At 45.9% G+C, this 17,042-nt stretch carries 15 protein-coding genes; 11 read left to right on the top strand and 4 right to left on the bottom strand.

Translation table 11 applies throughout. From position 1 onward, the window contains the following. Window positions 1-22 precede the first annotated feature (22 nt). The gene (locus DUK53_RS02995; protein ID WP_036093405.1) at window positions 23-1,723 is read right to left on the bottom strand and encodes an Rqc2 family fibronectin-binding protein; all 1,701 of its coding nucleotides are present in this window, start codon (window positions 1,721-1,723) and stop codon (window positions 23-25) included. 30 nt (window positions 1,724-1,753) lie between these two features. After that, window positions 1,754-2,191, bottom strand: coding sequence for a hypothetical protein (locus tag DUK53_RS02990; protein WP_036093404.1), 438 nt, complete (start codon window positions 2,189-2,191; stop codon window positions 1,754-1,756). A 141-nt stretch (window positions 2,192-2,332) separates the two neighbouring features. Between DUK53_RS02990 and DUK53_RS02985 the strand changes: the two genes are divergently transcribed. Genes DUK53_RS02985 through rpoZ form a run of 3 tightly spaced genes read left to right on the top strand, consistent with a single transcriptional unit; the run spans window position 2,333 to window position 4,070 of the window. Then, window positions 2,333-3,208, top strand: coding sequence for a YicC/YloC family endoribonuclease (locus tag DUK53_RS02985; RefSeq protein ID WP_036093402.1), 876 nt, complete (start codon window positions 2,333-2,335; stop codon window positions 3,206-3,208). 43 nt (window positions 3,209-3,251) lie between these two features. Beyond that, window positions 3,252-3,869, top strand: coding sequence for a guanylate kinase (gene gmk / locus DUK53_RS02980; protein WP_036093401.1), 618 nt, complete (start codon window positions 3,252-3,254; stop codon window positions 3,867-3,869). Continuing rightward, entirely contained in the window at window positions 3,870-4,070 is a 201-nt protein-coding gene (gene rpoZ / locus DUK53_RS02975) for a DNA-directed RNA polymerase subunit omega (RefSeq protein ID WP_036064566.1), read from the top strand. A gap of 215 nt (window positions 4,071-4,285) precedes the next feature. Here the strand turns inward: rpoZ and DUK53_RS02970 are convergent, their stop codons facing one another. After that, entirely contained in the window at window positions 4,286-4,981 is a 696-nt protein-coding gene (locus DUK53_RS02970; RefSeq protein WP_036093399.1) for a Crp/Fnr family transcriptional regulator, read from the bottom strand. Window positions 4,982-5,292: 311 nt separating this feature from the next. Here DUK53_RS02970 and DUK53_RS02965 point away from each other — a divergent pair, with 311 nt between their 5' ends. After that, a complete protein-coding gene (locus DUK53_RS02965) occupies window positions 5,293-8,352 on the top strand; it encodes a pectate lyase-like adhesive domain-containing protein (protein ID WP_159106224.1) in 3,060 nt (1,019 codons plus the stop codon). Between the two features lie 64 nt (window positions 8,353-8,416). Continuing rightward, a complete protein-coding gene (locus tag DUK53_RS02960; protein ID WP_052164846.1) occupies window positions 8,417-9,157 on the top strand; it encodes a WxL domain-containing protein in 741 nt (246 codons plus the stop codon). A 46-nt stretch (window positions 9,158-9,203) separates the two neighbouring features. Here the strand turns inward: DUK53_RS02960 and DUK53_RS02955 are convergent, their stop codons facing one another. Continuing rightward, a complete protein-coding gene (locus DUK53_RS02955; RefSeq protein WP_036093395.1) occupies window positions 9,204-9,488 on the bottom strand; it encodes an ArsR/SmtB family transcription factor in 285 nt (94 codons plus the stop codon). Between the two features lie 110 nt (window positions 9,489-9,598). Here DUK53_RS02955 and DUK53_RS02950 point away from each other — a divergent pair, with 110 nt between their 5' ends. From DUK53_RS02950 to rsmB, 6 genes are all read left to right on the top strand, one after another. After that, window positions 9,599-9,892, top strand: a complete 294-nt coding sequence (locus DUK53_RS02950) for a putative quinol monooxygenase (protein WP_036093391.1) — start codon at window positions 9,599-9,601, stop codon at window positions 9,890-9,892. A 1-nt stretch (window position 9,893) separates the two neighbouring features. Continuing rightward, window positions 9,894-10,526, top strand: coding sequence for a nitroreductase family protein (locus tag DUK53_RS02945; protein ID WP_103035005.1), 633 nt, complete (start codon window positions 9,894-9,896; stop codon window positions 10,524-10,526). Between the two features lie 598 nt (window positions 10,527-11,124). Continuing rightward, window positions 11,125-12,327 (top strand): bifunctional phosphopantothenoylcysteine decarboxylase/phosphopantothenate--cysteine ligase CoaBC, encoded by a 1,203-nt coding sequence (gene coaBC, locus DUK53_RS02940; protein WP_077917912.1) that lies wholly within the window; start codon window positions 11,125-11,127, stop codon window positions 12,325-12,327. Between the two features lies 1 nt (window position 12,328). After that, window positions 12,329-14,731: a primosomal protein N' gene (priA, locus tag DUK53_RS02935; protein WP_036093384.1), complete on the top strand. Its 2,403-nt coding sequence runs from the start codon at window positions 12,329-12,331 to the stop codon at window positions 14,729-14,731. Between the two features lie 12 nt (window positions 14,732-14,743). After that, window positions 14,744-15,688: a methionyl-tRNA formyltransferase gene (gene fmt, locus DUK53_RS02930; RefSeq protein ID WP_036093381.1), complete on the top strand. Its 945-nt coding sequence runs from the start codon at window positions 14,744-14,746 to the stop codon at window positions 15,686-15,688. After that, window positions 15,685-17,022 (top strand): 16S rRNA (cytosine(967)-C(5))-methyltransferase RsmB, encoded by a 1,338-nt coding sequence (gene rsmB, locus DUK53_RS02925; RefSeq protein ID WP_036093379.1) that lies wholly within the window; start codon window positions 15,685-15,687, stop codon window positions 17,020-17,022. Before fmt ends, rsmB begins: the two co-directional genes overlap by 4 nt. The last annotated feature ends 20 nt before the right edge of the window (window positions 17,023-17,042 follow it).

The following is a 17,042-nucleotide window of genomic DNA, read 5'->3' as shown; positions in this document are numbered from 1 at the left end:
ACCGTGCCAACCAGTTTTTCATCTAATTCCGCAACCCCTTCACCGTTTCCTCATCCGGCGTCACAAAATAAGTCGTCTGATTATCATACGTCACATACCCAGGTTTCGCACCACTCGGCTTCTTCACATGCTTAATCAGCGTCGCATCCACAGGAACCGACCCCGACAACCGCGCTTTAGAATAAAACGCCGCAATCATCGCTGCCTCCGTAATCGACGCTTCATCCGGATTCGCATCTTGAATCACCACATGCGATCCCGGTAAATCCTTCACATGGAACCATAAATCCGTATTTCGCGCCACTTTATTCGTCAAATAATCATTTTGCTTATTATTTTTCCCGACTAGAATTGGCAATCCAGTACTTGATGTGTATTTCTCAAGCGTCGGATTCTGATTCGGTTTCCGGCTTCCTTTTTTCTGCTTATACTTGATGTATCCTTGTTCCGCGAGCTCCATCCGGATTTCCTGAACGTCCTCAGGCGACGCGTCCTCCAACTGCTGCTGCACCGTCTCCAAATACGCAATTTCCTGCTCCGTCAAGCGCATCTGCTCCTCGACAAATTTCACAGCCTTCTTCAATTTCTGGTATTTATTAAACAAAAACTGGGCATTTTGAGGCGGCGATTTCCGAATATCAAGCGGAATTTTCACCGTTCCCATATTCTCATCATAAAAATTCTGGACCTCAATCTCCGTCATGCCACGCGAAACTAAATGCAAGTTCGCCGTCAACAACTCACCGAAAATCCGAAACTCATCCGCGCGTTCCGTATCCACAAGCGTTTGCTCCAATTTCTCCATTTTCAACCGGTCACGATCAATCTCGTTTGCCAGCAAACGCTCCAAATCATGTGCAATTTGATGCACCCGATCGCGCGTTGCTTTCCCGCCATAAAACCGATCCAACAAAGCACCAAGTGAATCCGATTCCGCCGTCACGTCCGTATCCGCAAGACGCATAAAATAGAAATCCTCTTTCTCATTCTTCGTAAACAAAACCGGTTCCGCCGGTTTGGCACAGTCCGCAATCACACTAAAAAAGGCTTGCGGCAACGTTTCCCGATTCACCAATCCAGCTCGCGCAACAACCTCATTCGCAAGCAACGGACTAAATCCAGCGACACCAGAAACGATTTGCTTCGACATTTTGCCAGCATTGAAATCCAGTTTTGCGAGCAGATCATCCTCGCTCGCCGTCCACGGGTCCAACTTATCCGAACTCGGCGGCAAAATATAAGAAGCGCCAGGCAACAGCGTCCGGTAACTATTAAAAGCCGGCGAAACATGCTTGATACAGTCCACAATCGTCTCTTTCTCACGATCCACGAGCACAACATTACTGTGGCGCCCCATAATCTCCACATACAAATCACAAAAACGCGTTTCGCCAATCTCATCTTTCCCACGAATCCCAAAAATCAAAATCCGATCATTCGCGACTTGGCGAATCGACTCGATAATCGCGCCCTCCATATACTTCCGTAACAACATACAAAACATCGGCGGCTGCGCAGGGTTCTCCATCGTTTCTTTCGTAATCTGGATGCGCGCGTAGCTCGGATGTGCCGAAATCAAAATGCGTTGGTTTTCCCGATTTTTACGCACGTGTAGTACTAATTCATGTGCAAACGGTTGATGTATCTTCATAATCCGCCCAGTTTCGCACTGTTCGGTCAGTTCCTCGGTCATTGCTTTTAAAAACATTGTATCAAATGCCATTCGTTTGTTTCATTCCCTTAAAAAAATTATTTAGTTCGTCTGACTCGAGATTTCTTCCCCGTTTACCGAAGAATAACTGTAGTCAATATTCATCGTGCCATCCTCTTTTACCTCGGTGACACTGATGTAAAGCGTGCTATTCATCGTGGATTTCCCAGATGTCACATCAAATTGAATATCATCATGCTTTTTGCCACTCTTATCGATGTAACTAATGACAAACCCACCGGATTTCACGTCAAAAGGCTCTACGTTTATTTCCTTCGTTGTTTCATTTTTCAGCGCTGGAATCGTTGCAACCACTTTGCCACCGTTGCTAACCGTTATTTCAGACGATGCGCTGCCACTATAATTATCTCCGCTGACGACAAAATCCTCTTTTGGTGCGGAAACTGCGAAACGTAATACAAAAGCCAGTGCGATAATCGCGACCAGCACGAGACTGAAAATCAAGACATTCTTCTTCATGTTGCGAACCTCTCTTCATTTTTTCTTTTATTGTACCATAAGAACGGTGAAACTTGCCTGATAATCTTGCTTTTAGATGTTTTATTTCCTTATTTTTGTTATAATGAAGAGGTGAAATTAGAATGCGAGAGGCTGATCGAAATGGTAAAAAGTATGACTGGGTTCGGGCGAGCAGGGAAGCAATCAGAGAATTTCAAAGTAACCGTAGAATTAAAAGCTGTGAATCACCGCTATTTGGAGACTGTTTTCCGGATGCCACGGGTGTTCGCCTACTTAGAAGCGAAGTTAAAAAAGAGCATCGCGGAGCAGGTGAAACGTGGCCGGGTGGAATGCGCGATTACAATAGAAGGAAACAAGGCGACGAAAGAGAAATTGGTTATCAACTGGGACTTGGCGGATGAGTATATTCGCTTTATGCGCCAGGCAACGCAACGTTATCAGATGGAAGACGCGTTGAACATCCAGGAACTCTTACTCGATCCGCGCTTTTTAGAAATTGTGGAGAGCAATGAACCGGATTCAGAGCTTGAAGAACTCCTGATAGGCGCAACAACCGCTGCTACAAAACGGCTCGACGACATGCGGGCGACAGAAGGCAGCGAGTTGGCGCTACATTTCAAGCATCATTTGGAGACGACGGAGAAATTACTAAACGAGATTCAAGCGTTTGTCCCCGAAATGGAAGCGACCTACCGCGAACGACTCGAAAACCGCTTGCTTGGCTATGTTGGCGAAGATTTCGATAAAGCGCTCGTCCTCTCTGAAATTGCGATTTTGCTCGAGAAATCAGACATCAATGAAGAACTCGAACGCATGGGAAGTCATGTGAAGCAATTTTCGCATATTATCTTACTCGAAGAACCGATTGGCCGGAAGCTCGATTTTCTCATTCAGGAGATGAATCGCGAAATAAATACGATTGGATCGAAAGCTAGTCATTTAGAAATTACGAATCGTGTGGTAGAATTAAAGACGACACTTGAAAAAATGCGCGAGCAAATCCAGAACGTGGAATAATTTTTCAAGCAGTATGAAATTATTAGAAAAGAGGAACGCAAACATGACAGATCGAGGACTTCTCATCGTTTTATCTGGTCCTTCTGGAGTTGGGAAAGGGACGGTTAGAAAAGCAGTTTTTGACGACCCGACGACTTCATTTGAATATTCCATTTCGATGACAACCCGCCAAGCCAGGGAAGGCGAAGTGGATGGTGTGGATTACTATTTCCGCACGAAAGAACAATTTGAGCAGGCAATTGCGGACGGGAAAATGCTAGAATATGCGCAATATGTCGGTAATTATTACGGAACGCCGCTTGATTATGTAGAAGAAATTTTGGTAGCAGGAAAAGATGTTTTTCTTGAAATCGAAGTGCAAGGAGCTTTACAAGTACGCGAGGCGATGCCAGAAGGAATATTTATTTTTCTAACGCCGCCAGACTTGAGCGAGTTGAAAAACCGCATTATAGGGCGGGGTACGGAGTCTATGGAGGTCGTCGAGGAGCGGATGAGTGAGGCTCGCCGTGAAATTGAGATGATGAACGCCTATGATTATGCCGTCGTTAATGATATAGTAGATAATGCCGTTCAAAAAATTAAGGGAATCGTTCAGACCGAGCACTTAAAAACAGAGCGCGTCATTCATAAATACGAAAAAATGTTGGAGGAGTTGGAATAGATGTTATATCCATCAATTGATAATTTGTTGTTAGTTATTGACTCAAAATACTCGCTAGTAACTGTAGCTGCGCGTCGTGCCCGTCAAATGCAAAAAGACCACGATCCAGGTACAATGGATGATTTCAAATCGCACAAAGCGGTAGGAAAAGCGCTAGAAGAGATTTACGCAGGAAATTTGGTTATGGGGAAAGACAAATAAGCGATAAAAAGAGTAAGAATTCCGATTTGGAATTCTTACTCTTTTTGCTTCTAGAAGGATTGCCATTCATGAGGTGTCTCAAAACCTCCGCGGGGTGACAAGTTTTTAGTTTCTAGGAAAAAGGCAGTACCAGAGCGGAACGTACTAGGATACGCGAGCACTGGAACGGAGCTTTTGACGACGAAAATGAGCGCTTGTCGCCCCGCGGAATTTTTTTATGTTCCTTCATATAGTAAATCATTCAACAAGTCTATATTTTTCACAATCCACGGTCGATTGGACGAATCCAGCACATCACTATCTCGCAATTCCCGCAGAATCCGCGATGTATACCCCCGCGAAGTTCCAGCCATTTCCGCAAGCAATTCATACGTCATAAAACTCGGCAACTCGTGCACTTTATCCGAATTATACAAAGCCATATGCTCCGTCAATTCCACCAAAGCGTGCAAAATCCTTTTTTTCGAGTCTAGCGATTTTCGAATCAACGCATTACCGAGTTGCATTTGCGTTGTCGCCAGGAAATTAAGTTGCAAATAATTCCGCGGATCCTCCAATTTTACCGTGGACATCATAAAATTAAAATCAATAATCCACACTTGCGCCTCTTTCAACGCCACGGCTTCCAAAACGGGGTGCATCCTCTCTTTCAACAATGGGAAATTAAACATATCATTCCTCTGAAAAAAGAAAATCAGTGTTTTCCCGGTCAATCTCGATTCATAATACACCGAGAAATCTCCTTTTTCGATCATATAAAAAGAACCGCGAGTCGTTGGTGTTAAGCGAATAACTTCTCCTTTATTTAGCTTCCTCTGATAACAGTATTTATTAAAAACAGGATTTTTCCGCAACAATTTTAAAATTTGTTCAACGGAGTAAAAAACGTTTAATTCGGATTCGTGATACATGATTTTTCCCCTCTCCAAACAGGTATATATGTACCTAAAATAGTGATTTTCGAGTGCTTTTAAGACTTAAAAACAGGATATAGCTAGGAAATAATAATTCATAAAGTTGTCAAGAAGACGCAATTCGGACGTTCACAAACAACATTTTTTCACAAAATAGAACTATATGTATCTATTTTACCCTCATTTGGTTCAATATATCACGGAAACCAGCAAAAAACGAATATTGTGGTACGTGGTATGATTGGTTCATGGAAAAGCGGTACACATTTTTCTTACAGGATGTTTACCAGATAGGCTTGGAGGTGGTAATGATGAAACTTCTTAGACGGACGATGGCAGTGACGCTTGCGTGTAGTTTTGTAGTAACGAGTGTAGCGCCAATCATGAGTAGTGCAGAGGGCTTGGTAGAAACGGCAGCTGAGGCAAATATAGAGCAACCAAAAGCAACCGAAGCGAAAACGGAAACGACGCCTGAATCAGCAACACAAGAGGTCGCGAAAGAGAGGAAAGGGCTTCAATCATCACGATTACAAGCTACGGCAAATGTTGCGAACGTCACGGATTATTTGCAACTGGAAGCCGCGATGAAAGATGTTACGGTTACAGAAATCAATATTATGAATGATATCAATTTTTCAAACTATACAACGGGGAGTGCGGCGGAATCGAATCTCAGCATTCCAACGAGAAGTATCACGATAAACGGAAATGGTCATACGGTTGATTTTAGAAGTCGTGGTTATTTAATGTCATTTGGCTCGAATAAAGTGGATATTGTGATCAAGGATATTAAAATGTTCGGTCGGAATTACTGGGGTCCGCTGCGTTTATCGGGAACGGCGGGTAAAGGAACGCAACTTACCTATCAAAATATTGAATATACTGGCGCCCAACTTACTTGTTCGTATGAGGCAGACGTGAATATTATTGGCAATGTCGTGAACAGATCGGTGAATTCTTACGTTTCTCCTTTTGATAGTGTGACGTATGCGGCTTTGACGAACCAAGTAAACCTGGAAATAACGAATATTAATTTTCAAGAAAATTCGACGTATACTGGATCGACCACGAATGCGACGGTCATTAATCTTGGGAATAAAGGAACAGCGACGGTTGGGAAGAACGCAGAGGTATACTTGATACGCGGTGGGAGTTCTGGTGAAGAAGGAACGTGCGCTTTCAGGATTGATGGTAATTTAAATATTGATGATGGTGCTTATGTTCAAATTCGCACAGAGACGGGAAGTACGGCTGGTGGGGTGATATTAGGAAGTAGCGGTAGTTCATTGCACGTTAGTAAGAATGCCGAATTGCTCGTTAATACGCTGGGCGCTGGTTCAGATGGACGTAACCCGATTTATATTGCCTCTGGTGCCTCGTTAAAAGTGGATTCCGGTGCCAAATTAAATATCCGTGCTGAAAATACTGGAACATCAACAGGTGCCGCGATTTATACAGGTGACAATAGTAGTTTTATCGTTGCAAAAGATGGCACGTTTGATGTTCAAACAGATGGTACGGGCTCTAAATATTTGATTCGGATTGGTAACGCGTCTACTTTTCAATTTGCCGATGCTAAAAGAGTGAATTTGCAGTTGAACAATACGAATGCTGGAAGCCGCCTGATTTATATGTACGGCACTGCTGGAAAACTTAATGTGGACGTGCAATCGGTGAAAGCTTGGACGGGAACAGATTGGCTCGGAGACGGGAATCAAACGTATTTTTGGAATCCGATGTATGGGATGAATATTAAATACAGTAGCTCCAATGTCAGTTCGGTAACAGCTAACTCGGTGAATGAGGCGACGCAAACGAGCTTTATCCAAAATTTCCGGACGCAGAATTTTAAACGGGTATTGTTTGAAGGAATTCCTGATGTGGCGGTATCGATCAATGATTTGACAGATGACAAGGCGGCGATGAATAGCCATACGATTACCGGTGTCACTAATCCTGGTGCGTACGTAAAATTCTCCGGTGACGCAGCGATTGGGACAGGAAGCATCACGTCTCAAGATTTCAACGACGCAACTATGTATCATGTTATTGCAGACGCGGAAGGAAAGTATACGTTCACATTGCCAGCAGGAAGTTACGTGACAGCAGGAAATCAAGTCACTGCCTATTCTTATCTCAACGGTAAATCTGCGACGGCGACCACGACTGTAAAAGATGAAACCGCGCCGGATGCCCCAACGTTGCATGCCATCAATGACAAAGCAACAGTCGTGGCGGGTGATGCAGAAGCGAATGCGACGGTCACCATTTATAAAAAAGCCGATCATACTGTTTTAGCAACAGGAAAAGCAGATGGTAGTGGCCATTATAGCATTGCCGTCCCAGTATCGGAGCGCCCAATCGTGCCTTATATTGCTTGTTATGCGGTGGCAACAGATGCTGCGGGAAATACGAGTGAAAAATCGGCAGACGTGATTGTAGCGGATACGACGAAACCAACAGCGACGCCAGTGACGCAGTATGCAACAGTTGGTGACACTTTTACGACGAATGCAAAAGATCTGCTGACAGATGTGTATGATAATGCTGGAAATGGTGATGATAACCTCATCTATACCATCAGCAAACAGCCTGATTTGAGCAAAGTTGGCTATACGACTGTGGAGATGACGCTTAAAGATCAGGCCGGAAATACGACGCCGATAACGGTGCCAGTTTTTGTGAAGGACGCAGGGACAATTAGTAACGATCAGGCGATGATGCAGGCGAATGACATCACGATTCAACTTGCGGAATATCCAGCGAGCGAAGCGGAATTGAACACGCTCATAAGGCAGCGTTCTAATTTGAAAGCTTGGGCGATTCCGAGTGGTACGGACATTACGAGCCAAGTCGCTATCGTTGATAAGGGCGGCCTAACGAATACGCCTGGCGAATACACGGTCACTTTTTCTGTGGATGGTATTGGGAAACGGATTAAGGTGAAGGTGCAAGATGGTGCTTTAGCGCTCGGAAATGTGACGGAAAACATTTCGTTTGGCGAGCAAATGATTACTTCTAAGACAAAAACGATAAAACCTATTGATGACGTTCAACTCTCTGTGAGTGATACGAGAAGCGTTTCGTCTAATTGGCTAGTCAGTGCGCAACTTGAAACACCACTACAAACGACTGACGGAAAAGTTTTGACCGATGCTTTAGCGATGAAGACCGCACAAGGTGAAACACCCCTTAGCACAGAGCACGCCATTCCAGTCTACTCTAATGAACGCATGCAACGCGGTTTAACGGAAATCGACTTGAATTCAAGCGAAACATCCTTAGTGATGAACGTGAAACCAGGAACTGCTATGGCAAATAAACAATACAGTACGAATATTCGATGGACGTTAGAAGATGCCCCCTGATATTCGAGTCGAATTTTGACTCTTTTATTATAAAAAATTTAGAAACAAGAAGGAGAAATATAAAATGATGAAATTAAGTAAAGTAGCACTAGTAGGTATTTTGGCAGCAAGTAGTTTGGCGATTTATGCAGCACCATCACACGCGGCGGAGGTTGGTTCGACGACTTCAAAAGGTGATATTATTTTTAAAGAGGATGATGGCACGACACCAACAAACCCAATCGATCCGACAAATCCTGGTGATGATGTAACGCCAACAGATCCAGATGCGCCAACACCAACAACGGGTGCGCTTCGTTTAGACTATGTATCGAATATTCATTTTGGAGAGCAAACAATTTCTGGTAGTGATACAACATATAAAGCCAAATATGATGAAGTCGTTTTGAAAAGTGATGGTAGCACAAAATATGTACCGACTTTTGCGCAAGTGACGGATAATCGTGGAACGAACGCTGGTTGGAAATTGCAAGTGAGTAATGATCAGTTTAAAGCGGGATCGAGCGAGTTGACTGGTGCAGTATTGACGTTGAAAGATGCGGAATTGAACTCGGCGAATGCGGCGAAACCGATGAATAATCAGAACGTTGTATTGAACGGGAATAGCGCGATTCAAGATGTTGTGAACGCACCAGTTGATTCTGGAATGGGTGTTTGGACGAACGCGTTTGGTAATACGGTCGGCGCCGATGCGGATGCTGAAAATGCGAGCGTGACGCTGAAAGTTCCAGGTGCGACGAAGAAAGATAAAGATGCGAAATATGTGACAACACTGACTTGGACATTAACAGACACGCCTGATTGATCGAAAAAAACAAGCGATATAATTCCGGGATTCGGAGTTATATCGCTTATTTTTTGTGGAAGATGGTGAAAAAGGCTGGATATTGTTCGAGTAAATCTTGGTTGGGTGAATAAATATGCGTCGTGCCTTCTTTTCGAACGGCGACTAAACCGGCCTCCTTTAGCAGTTTAATGTGGTGGGACATCGTGGATTTTGAAACGTCGTAGGTATCGCTCGTCACGCGCTGTTCTCCTTTTTGAAGTAAGCAGCGGAAAATATCGAGGCGAATCGGATCACCTAAAGCTTGGAATAAAACTAACAACTGATCTGTATTTGGATTATTATTTTTCATAAAAGTATCATAGCACATTACATATTAGTTGCCTATCAAAAAATGTTATGGTAAAGTATTGTAGTTCGAAAAAAATCGAACAATATAATCGAAGGAAGAAGGGCGAACAAATGCTAGTTATTCAAGCGAAGTTGGAAGTCCAAGAAGATAAGGTTGCTGCTTTTTTGAAAGAAGTGGAGCCGTTGGTTGAGGCGTCACGCGCGGAGTCGGGCAACATTAGCTACAAGTTGACGTGTGCCGTTGAAAATACGACCGAGTTTTACATGATCGAGCAGTGGGAAGATTTAGCTGCGATTGATGCTCATAATAAAAGCAAGCATTTTCAAGCGTTCCAAGCCGGTGTTGGCAGCATGTTGAGTGCGCCGCCGACCATTCAAGTACTCAGCACATTAGAAAGGAAGTAATATTATGTATAAAAATAATGACTTTGAAGATATTATCAAAAACCGCCGTTCGATTCGTACATATGACGACTCGGTGAAAATTAGTAGAGAAGAGATGGAGCAAATCTTGACGGATGCGATGCGCGCGCCATCATCGGTGAACATGCAGCCGTGGCGTTTTGTTGTGGTGGAGAGTCCAGAAGGTAAGGAGAAATTGCGTCCGCTTGTGCGATTTAATACGCAGCAAAATGATTCATCGTCGGCCATGATTGTGATTTTTGGTGACTTGAATAGTTTTGAGAATGGGGAGAAAATTTTTAGTAGCGCGGTGGAGCAAGGATTGATGCCGGCGGATGTGAAAGAGAAGCAAATGGCTGCGTTGACACCTTATTATGCGAACTCGCCACGTGAGGAATTGGAACGTGTGGCGTTGATTGACGGTAGTCTGGTTGCGATGCAGTTGATGTTGGTCGCGCGGGCTTATGGTTATGATACGAATCCGATTGGTGGATTTGAGCGGAAGGAAGTTGCCGAGGCGTTTGGGATGGATACAGAGCGTTATGTGCCGGTGATGATTGTTTCGATTGGGAAAGCAGGCGGCTTGGGGTATGGTTCGTATCGGATGAGTACGGATGAGACTGTATTTTGGAAATAAGGTCTGGATCATATGACAGATAAATCGGCGACAAGCGCTCGCATTCAAGAGATTCCGCGGACTTCCGGTTCTCACGTACACGAGTACGCTCCGCTTCTGGCTTCCACGGAATCTCTTGAATACAAACGCTTTCGCTCGATTTGTTTAAAGCAGGATGTACGTCTTACCCAGAAAAATGGGGATTCGTGATATCCTGTTTTTTTGTGTATAAAGTCGATTATGTTAAAATAATCTATGAACCCATTGTTTTCCTTGGATAATTATGTTGCCGTAGAAATTAGTAAAAGTTTATGCTAGACAGAGATTAAAAATATACATAGAAAAGGAGTTTTACCTTTAAAATTATTAATGAGAACGCAGATAAATTAACGCGTCGGAAGAAATACAACAAGATAATAACGGTCGCTACGAAAGAAGTTTGATATCTAGACTCAAAGATAGGGGCTCTGCATTGTATATAATATAAAATATCAAAGCTAGGATTCCTCACCCAAAAGGAGATTCCTAGCTTTTTCTTCACCTTTCTAACCTCCAGCACTGTTTTTTCCCGCGCTAAAACGGTATAATTGATGGGAAGGTGAAAGAGGTGACCTAGATGTTGGATGGAAAAAATATCTTACTCGCGGTTTCTGGTGGAATCGCTGTTTATAAAGCTGTGGCGCTTACGAGTAAATTGACGCAGGCGGGCGCGAATGTGAAGGTTATGATGACGAAAAGTGCGCAGGAGTTTGTGCCGACGCTTTCGTTTCAGGTGTTGTCGCGCAATGATGTGTATACGGATACGTTTGATGAGAAGGATTCTGGTGTTGTGGCGCATATTGACTTGGCGGACTGGGCGGATCTTGTGATTGTGGCGCCGGCGACGGCGAACGTGATTGGCAAGATGGCGAACGGGATTGCGGATGATATGGTGACGACGACGCTGCTTGCTACGGAGGCGCCGATTTGGGTAGCGCCAGCGATGAATGTGCACATGATTGCGCATCCGGCCGTGGTTAGGAATATTAATCAGCTTTACGCGGACGGTGTTCGTTTTATTGAGCCGAGCGAGGGATATCTTGCGTGCGGGTACGTTGGGCGTGGCCGTTTGGAGGAACCGGAGCGGATCGTGGGTCATTTGACGAGCTTTTTTGCGGAGAAGAATACGACGCTTGCTGGACGGAAAGTCGTGGTGACGGCGGGGGCAACGATGGAAAAATTGGACCCGGTGCGTTATTTTACGAATCATTCGACGGGGAAAATGGGCTTTGCGGTCGCGGAAACGGCGGCTAGATACGGCGCGGAAGTCGTGCTGGTGACGTCGTCTACGAAACTTGCGGTGCCGCACGGTGTTCAGGCGGTTTATATTGAAACAGCGCAGGAGATGTACGAGGAAGTCATGAAGCATCAGGATTCGGCGGACGTTTTTGTGATGAGCGCGGCGGTCGCGGACTATACACCAAAAGTGATTCATGAGCATAAAATTAAGAAGCAGCCAGGTGATTACGCGATTGAGATGGTGCGCACGAAGGATATTTTGGCGGAAATTGGTCAGAATAAGAAGGCGGAACAGGTCGTGATTGGCTTTGCTGCGGAGACGCAAAATGTGAAGGAGAATGCGCTGAAAAAACTGCATGCGAAAAATGCGGATTTGATTGTGGCGAATAATGTGGCGCAAATTGGTGCTGGTTTTGGCGTGGACACGAATCAGGTGACTTTTTATGGGCAGGAAGATGCGGAGAAGGTTTTCCCGTTATTGTCTAAACAAGAGGTAGCGCGCGAAATTATCGAACAGGCTGCGCGTTTGTTGGAGGAAAAGTAAGATGGCAAGAGTAGCCCAAGTGATTGTGGATGTGCCAGCGATGCAGGTTGATCGCCCGTTTGATTATCTCATTCCGGAGGCTTGGCAGGATATTGTGCGACCTGGGATGCGTGTTTCGGTGCCGTTTGGGAACCGGGCGTTGCAGGGGTTTGTTGTTGGTACGTCGGACACGAGTGAGTTCGCGAAATTAAAAGAGATTCGGGAAATGATGGATTTGGCGCCGGTTCTAAATGAGGAGCTTTTGGAGCTTGGGGATTGGATTTCGCAGGAGACGCTGGCTTATCGGATTACGGCGTATCAGGCGATGCTACCGGCGGCTTTGCGGGCGAAATATGAGAAGTATTTTGTTTTGCTGGATACTGCGAATGATGAGGCACAGCGGCTTTTTGAAGAGTATGAAACGATGGATTGGAAACGGGCGGAACAGCTCGGAGCCTTGCCAACGCTTCAAAAGTGGATGAAGGACGGCATCGTCGAATTGGTGTATCAGGTGAAAAACAAGGTGACGAAAAAAACGATGCGCGTGGTCAAACCGCTTGCGTCTGTGCAGCAGTTGGAGGACGCGATGGCGGGGCTTTCGAAAGGGGCCAAAGCGCAAAGCAAGATTTTGCAATTTTTCCAGGTTTTTGATGAGGAATATATTTCGGTGAAAGCGTTGCGGGAGAAGGTTCAGACGACGGATGCGACGATTCAGAAGGTGGCGGCGCTTGGCTTGATTGAGATCGTGGATCAGCATGTGTCGCGGGATCCTTATGAGCATCATGATTTCAAGGCGAGTACACCGCTGCCATTATTGCCGGATCAGCAGGCGGCGCGGGATGCGATTGTGGCTTCGGCCGCGGCAGGAGAACAGGAGACATTCTTGTTGCACGGCGTGACCGGGAGCGGGAAAACGGAGATTTATTTGCAGTCGATTGAGGCGGTACTCGCGGCTGGAAAAGAGGCGATTGTGCTCGTTCCGGAAATCGCGTTGACGCCGCAAATGGTGGAGCGCTTTAAACGCCGCTTTGGGAAGCTTGTCGCGGTACTTCATAGCGCGCTTTCGGCGGGTGAAAAATATGATGAATGGCGCAAAATTGAGCAGGGGAAAGCCAAGGTCGTTGTTGGGGCGCGTTCTGCGGTTTTTGCACCATTTTTGAAGCTCGGTATTATTATTATTGATGAGGAACATGAAACGAGTTATAAGCAGGAGGATAATCCGCGGTATCATGCGCGGGACGTGGCGATTGAGCGGGCGAAGCGGTATGGTTGCCCAGTTGTGCTCGGTAGTGCGACGCCTTCTTTGGAGTCGTTTGCGCGGGCTGGGAAAAAGCGGTATACGTTGCTTGAATTGCCTACGCGTGTGAATGATACGGCGCTTCCGGAGGTCGAAGTGGTCGACATGAGTGAGGAATTGCGCAACGAGAATCGGACGGAATTTTCGCAAGTGTTGTTGGAAAAAATCAAGGATCGGCTGGCGAAAAAGGAACAGGTTGTGCTGCTTCTGAATCGGCGCGGGTACTCGTCGTTTGTGATGTGCCGGGATTGTGGCTATGTCGTGGAATGTCCGAATTGCAGTATTTCGCTGACGTATCATCAGGCGCATAATCAGATGAAATGTCATTATTGTGGGTATCAGGAAGGCGTGCCAAACCATTGTCCAAGCTGTGAAAGTGAGCAGATTCGGTACTTTGGGACAGGGACGCAGAAGGTGCAGGAGAGCTTGGCGAAATTGATTCCGGAGGCGCGTGTGATTCGGATGGATGTGGATACGACGACGAAGAAGGGTTCGCATGAGAAGCTGCTGAACCAGTTTCGGGATAAGGAAGCGGATGTGCTCTTAGGTACGCAGATGATTGCGAAGGGGCTGGATTTTCCGGATATTACGCTTGTAGGGGTGTTGAATGCGGATACGATGCTGAATTTGCCGGATTTTCGGGCGTCGGAGAAAACGTTCCAGTTGTTGACGCAAGTGAGTGGTCGCGCGGGACGGCATCAGTTGACGGGCGAGGTTATTGTGCAGAGTTACAACCCGGAGCATTATAGTATCCAGTTCGCGAAGACGCATGATTATATTGGTTTTTACAACCACGAGATGCGGGTTCGCAAAATTGGTTCGTATCCGCCGTTTTATTATTTGACGCTGATTAATGTGAGCGACGAGGATGAGATGAAGGCGGTTCGGACGATTCAGGAGATTACGCAATTTTTGCAAGGGAAGTTGGGGCCAGATGCGATTATTCTGGGACCGGTGCCTAGTTCGATTGCGCGGATTAAGAATAAATATCGCTATCAGTGCATTATTAAATATAAAGTGGAGCCGGAACTGAAGGCCGAACTGAAAAATATTTTGTTGCATTACCAAAAAGAGCAAGTGAAAGGGCTGACGATTACGATGGACGTGCAGCCGTTTGTGATGATGTAAAGGAGAATGAGGATGACGAAGATAATTTTTATGGGGACGCCGGCTTTTTCGGTGCCTGTTTTAGAGCAAGTCGCGGATAAATATGAGGTGATTGCGGTTGTGACGCAGCCGGATCGTGCGGTGGGACGTAAGCGTGTGTTGACGCCGCCACCAGTGAAGGAAGCTGCGGTTGCACGGGGAATTCCGGTTTATCAGCCGGAGAAGTTGCGGAGTTCGCCGGAATTGGACGAATTAATCGGACTTGGCGCGGATTTGATTGTGACGGCGGCATACGGACAGATTTTGCCGAATGCGTTGCTCGAGGCGCCGAAACATGGGTGTATCAACGTGCATGCGTCGCTTTTGCCGGAGTATCGTGGCGGTGCGCCGGTGCATTATGCGATTTTGGATGGGAAAACGGAGACGGGCGTGACGATTATGTACATGGTCGAGAAGTTGGACGCTGGCGATATGTTGGCGCGCCGCAGTATTCCGATTACGGATGCGGATAATGTGGGGACGATGTTTGAGAAGCTGAGCGAGGTTGGTGCGTCGCTTTTGATGGACACTTTGCCAGACCTTCTAGCTGGAAAATTGACGCCCGAACCGCAGGACGCGAGCCGTGTGACGTTTGCGCCGAATATTAAGCGGGAGCAGGAAAAAATCGACTGGACGCGTGATGGTCGAGCGATTTTTAACCAGATTCGCGGACTTTCGCCGTGGCCGGTTGCTTATACGACGCTTGCTGGGAATGCTTTTAAAATTTGGCAGGCGCGCATCGAAAAGACGAATAAAGAAGTCCCAGCTGGACAAATTGTCTGGACGACAAAACACGATTTTGCGATTGCGACGGGTGACAAAACGGTCATCGTGCCGGAAATCGTACAACCAGCAGGCAAGCAAAAAATGGCTGTTGCTGACTATATGGCGGGAGCCGGGCAACATCTAAATCTAGAAACAAGGTTCGGTGAGATATGAAAAAACCAGAAACAGTCCGCGAAATAGCGTTGGACTTAATCGAGAAAATCGAAAATAACCAGTCGTTTAGTCATTTACTAATCAACGACGCGCTCAAAAATAGCGATTTAAATCCAATGGACCGCGGACTTTTAACCGAGCTCGTTTACGGAACGACACAACGCCGAATCACGCTAGACTTTTACTTAGCGCCATTTTTGCGACAAGCACCTGAAAATTGGGTTTTGAATTTGTTGCGGTTATCGGTGTACCAATTGGAGTTCCTCGATAAAGTGCCAGAGCATGCGATTCTACATGAAGCCGGCGAAATTGCGCGTGAACGTGGGCATGATGGCGTGACGAAATTCGTGAATGGCGTGTTGCGGAATGTGATTCGTAAAGGTGTGCCAAAAATCGAGGACATTCAGGATGAAACAACGCAAATCTCTGTGGAATCTAGTTTGCCGACATGGCTCGTGAAGCGTTGGATCGCGCAATTTGGCGCTGAAAAGACACGCGAAATTGGGTTGTCCTTTTTAGAGGCGCCGTCGCAAAGCATTCGTGTTAATGAAAATAAAGTGACGGTTGCGGAACTTCAAGCCGAGCTTTCTGCGCAAGGGATCGAAACGGAGCAAAACGCCTATATTCCAGAGGCTTTAATGATGGAACGCGGCTCGATTGCTGAAACGCAAGCCTACCATAACGGTCGTTGCACGATTCAAGATGAGAGTTCGATGCTTGTCGCGCATGCCTTGCAACTAGAAGACGGCTTACATGTGCTCGATGCATGTTCGGCGCCAGGTGGAAAAACAACGCATATCGCTGAAAAAATGCATAATACCGGCGAAATCGTCGCGCTTGATATTCATCCGCATAAAACGAAACTAGTGAATAAAGCCGCGAAACGCCTCGATTTGACGAACATCACGACGGAAGTGCTTGACGCCAGAAAAGCGAGTGAACTTTTTGCACCAGAAAGCTTTGATCGTGTTTTGGTGGATGCTCCTTGTTCCGGATTTGGCGTGTTGCGTCGTAAACCAGACATTAAATATAGTAAAACGGAGTCTGATATCGAGAATTTGGCGCGGATTCAGCAGGCAATTTTAGCTGAGGTTGGCGCATTGCTTAAAGAAAATGGTATATTAATATACAGTACGTGTACCATTGACCAAACGGAAAACCGTGGTGTTGTGGAGAATTTTCTTGAAAATCACCCGGAATTCCAATTAGAACAAGTACAGGTTCCTGAAAAAATGAGTCCTTTCGTACAAGGAGATTACCTCGAATTAGTGCCGACAGATATAGGAAGTGACGGTTTCTTCATCGCCGCATTCCGCAAAATAACCAACAAATAAGCAAGGGAAAGACAGGTTTT

The organism is Listeria sp. SHR_NRA_18 (genome assembly GCF_003856515.1).
GTDB classification, from domain to species: Bacteria; Bacillota; Bacilli; order Lactobacillales; family Listeriaceae; genus Listeria_A; species Listeria_A newyorkensis.
The sequence above is the reverse complement of the archived record's forward strand: the minus strand, read 5'-3'. Positions and strand labels throughout refer to the sequence as shown.

What these genes read in the sequence shown, in the direction of transcription:
- DUK53_RS02990 (WP_036093404.1), bottom strand. Translation starts at nt 2,191, where the DNA reads ATGAAGAAGAATGTCTTGATTTTCAGTCTCGTGCTGGTCGCGATTATC.
- fmt (WP_036093381.1), top strand. Translation starts at nt 14,744, where the DNA reads ATGACGAAGATAATTTTTATGGGGACGCCGGCTTTTTCGGTGCCTGTT.
- DUK53_RS02970 (WP_036093399.1), bottom strand. Translation starts at nt 4,981, where the DNA reads ATGTATCACGAATCCGAATTAAACGTTTTTTACTCCGTTGAACAAATT.
- DUK53_RS02965 (WP_159106224.1), top strand. Translation starts at nt 5,293, where the DNA reads ATGATGAAACTTCTTAGACGGACGATGGCAGTGACGCTTGCGTGTAGT.
- DUK53_RS02955 (WP_036093395.1), bottom strand. Translation starts at nt 9,488, where the DNA reads ATGAAAAATAATAATCCAAATACAGATCAGTTGTTAGTTTTATTCCAA.
- DUK53_RS02960 (WP_052164846.1), top strand. Translation starts at nt 8,417, where the DNA reads ATGATGAAATTAAGTAAAGTAGCACTAGTAGGTATTTTGGCAGCAAGT.
- rpoZ (WP_036064566.1), top strand. Translation starts at nt 3,870, where the DNA reads ATGTTATATCCATCAATTGATAATTTGTTGTTAGTTATTGACTCAAAA.
- DUK53_RS02985 (WP_036093402.1), top strand. Translation starts at nt 2,333, where the DNA reads ATGGTAAAAAGTATGACTGGGTTCGGGCGAGCAGGGAAGCAATCAGAG.
- gmk (WP_036093401.1), top strand. Translation starts at nt 3,252, where the DNA reads ATGACAGATCGAGGACTTCTCATCGTTTTATCTGGTCCTTCTGGAGTT.
- rsmB (WP_036093379.1), top strand. Translation starts at nt 15,685, where the DNA reads ATGAAAAAACCAGAAACAGTCCGCGAAATAGCGTTGGACTTAATCGAG.
- DUK53_RS02995 (WP_036093405.1), bottom strand. Translation starts at nt 1,723, where the DNA reads ATGGCATTTGATACAATGTTTTTAAAAGCAATGACCGAGGAACTGACC.
- DUK53_RS02950 (WP_036093391.1), top strand. Translation starts at nt 9,599, where the DNA reads ATGCTAGTTATTCAAGCGAAGTTGGAAGTCCAAGAAGATAAGGTTGCT.
- priA (WP_036093384.1), top strand. Translation starts at nt 12,329, where the DNA reads ATGGCAAGAGTAGCCCAAGTGATTGTGGATGTGCCAGCGATGCAGGTT.